Below are 2,501 nucleotides of genomic sequence, written 5' to 3'. Positions count from 1 at the left end.
AGCAGCAGGGGGTGGGGCCGGGTGTACGGGCGCGGGGTGACGCGGACGGTGCGGCCCCGGTACGCGAAGGGCTCCCCGGTCCACGCCTTCAGCAGCGTCTCCAGCGCCTCGTCCTGGAGGCGGCCGCGCCGGTGCCAGTCGCGGCCCAGCATCGCGTACTCCTCGGGCCGGTAGCCGATGCCCGCCACGGTCACCACGCGGCCTCCGCTGGCCAGGTCCAGCACCGCCAACTCCTCGGCCAGGCGCAGCGGATCGTAGAGCGGGGTGATCAGCGCGGAGACGGTGACGGAGACGGTGCGGGTGGCGCCGGCGACGGCGGCGGCGAAGACCAGGGGCGAGGGCAGCCAGCCGTTCTCGGCGCCGTGGTGCTCCTCGGTCTGGACGGTGGTGACGCCGAGTTCGTCCGCGTGGGCCGCCATCTCGACGGCCGCGCGGTAGCGCTGGGAGCGGGACTCGGGTGTGGCGTCGGGATCGACGAGGTTGAACCGGACGACCGTGACGGGCATGGCTGGCGTCCCCCTTCGCCGTGGGGCGGGTGCGGCGGTGTGCCGCTCCGGGCGAGGGGGACGGTAATTGGCGTGCCGTCAGATTTCCAGGGTGGTGGTGGAGCCGGTGCGGCCGAACGGAGCCGCGGCGGCGCTCAGTCGGCGCGCGCCGGCTCCCGTATCGGCTCCTCGGCCTCCGTCTTCGGGGCGTTCTCGCGCGGCGCCGGCAGCAGCGCGAAGAGCGCGGCGGCGAGGACGATCGTCGCGGCCCAGCCCAGGCCGTTGCGCCCGATCCAGGTCGCGGCCAGCGGGCCGGTGAACCACTCCACCTTCGTGAAGCACGCGCCCGCGACCAGCGCCGTGCCCCAGGCCGCCATGGCCTGCCAGCAGAAGCCGCCCACGTACCAGTAGCGGCTCGTGCGGCCGGTGTCCATCAGCCCGTCCGCGTCGTACCGCACCGTCCGGCGGCGACGGCGGGCCATGTCCACCGCGTACACCCCGATCCAGGCGGAGAAGGAGACAGCGAGCAGGGTCAGGAAGGTGATGAAGGAGCCGAGGAAGCTCTTGGCCACCAGCATCAGGAACGCGCCGCCGACCAGGCTGATCACGGCGTTGACGCTCACCGCGAGCGCCCGCGGCAGCTTGACGCCCATGGTCTGCGCGGTGAACCCGGCCGAGTACATCGACAGACTGTTGATCAGCAGCATCCCGGCCAGCGCGGTGATCAGATACGGCACCGCCAGCCAGGTCGGCAGCACGTCCCCTAGGAAGGAGACCGGGTCGCCCGCCGAGGCGAGACCCGGGGTGACGACCGCCATCACGGCGCCCATCGCCACCATCGGCACCACCACCACGGCCGCGCCCGAGACCGTCGTGCCGACGATCTTCCGGCCCGAGGCGCGGTGCGGCAGATAGCGCGTGAAGTCCGGGCCCGAGGGGACCCAGCTGATCCCGCCCGCCGCGATCATCCCGATGCCCGCGATGAGCAGGGACGTGCTGCCCGCCGGGCGGGAGAAGACCGCGTCCCAGTCGACATGGGTGATCAGATAGCCGAGCACGAGGACGCTGAAGGCGCCGAAGAGGTACGTCGACCAGGTGTTGCACACCGCCAGCACCTTGCGCCCCATGCCGCTCACCAGGAACGTGCAGGCGACGAACGCGAGAAGGGTCACGGCGATCAGAGCCGAGTTGCTCCGCACCCCGAAGAGCAGGTCGAGCACGGTCAGGATCGCGTACGCGCCGGTGACCGCGTTGATCGTCTCCCAGCCGAACCGGGCGACCCACAGGATCGCGCCCGGGAAGTAGTTGCCGCGCACCCCGAAGGTCGCCCGGGACAGCATCAGGCCCGGGGCCCCGCCCCACTTCCCGGAGACCGACACCGCGCCGACCATGCCGTACGAGACGACCGAGGAGCAGAGGCCGACCAGCAGGATCTGCCAGAGGTTCAGCTCGTTGAACACCACCAGGCCCGCGCCCATGGTGAGCAGCAGCACACTGATGTTCGCGGCGACCCACGTCGGCAGCAGCTCGCGGACCCGGCCGCCGCGCTCGTGGTCCGGTACGGGCTCGATGCCGCGGGTCTCCACGGCGCTCGCGGCGCCGGAGGCCGAGGTGTCGGGGGTGGGGGGCGCGGAGGAGGACGAGTTGCCCATGAAGGAAGCGGCTCCGTGGCAGGTGGGGGACGTACGAGCGGATTCGCGGTGATTCGTGGGGACGGGAGCGGAACGGGTCGCGCTCGCTCTACGCGCGTCGCGCAACCCGAATCAGTGTAAGTGCCCCGTCAGCGAAGCGTGCCGGCCTGTGGATAACCCCGGTCCCGGAACTCCCGCGGAACGCCGGTCCTGACAGGCTCGCCATTCCCGCCCGGTGGCCGATACTGGGTCCGTTATGGAATTCGTCATCCTTGCTGTAGTGATCGCCGTGGTCGCGTTCGGCGCGATCACCGGGCTCGTGGTCGGCAGCCGCCGGAAGAAGCAGCTGCCGCCGCCCCCGCCGGAATCCCCCACCATCACCGCC

General features: G+C 71.7%; 2 protein-coding genes. Both read right to left on the bottom strand.

Annotation, left to right across the window (positions count from 1 at the left end; genetic code table 11):
- Positions 1 to 506 (bottom strand): LLM class flavin-dependent oxidoreductase (locus tag AOK16_RS24895; protein WP_157859351.1); only part of this gene is annotated, 506 nt, incomplete at its 3' end.
- 134 nt (positions 507 to 640) lie between these two features.
- Positions 641 to 2,137 carry a purine-cytosine permease family protein gene (locus tag AOK16_RS24890; RefSeq protein WP_055474330.1) on the bottom strand — a complete coding sequence of 499 codons (1,497 nt, stop codon included), beginning with the start codon at positions 2,135 to 2,137 and terminating at the stop codon, positions 641 to 643.
- Between the last annotated feature and the right edge of the window lie 364 nt (positions 2,138 to 2,501).

Source organism: Streptomyces pathocidini (genome assembly GCF_001418495.1).
GTDB classification, from domain to species: Bacteria; Actinomycetota; Actinomycetes; order Streptomycetales; family Streptomycetaceae; genus Streptomyces; species Streptomyces pathocidini.
The sequence above is the reverse complement of the archived record's forward strand: the minus strand, read 5'-3'. Positions and strand labels throughout refer to the sequence as shown.

Coding starts and splice junctions, on each gene's coding strand:
- AOK16_RS24890 (WP_055474330.1), bottom strand. CDS start 2,137: ATGGGCAACTCGTCCTCCTCCGCGCCCCCCACCCCCGACACCTCGGCC.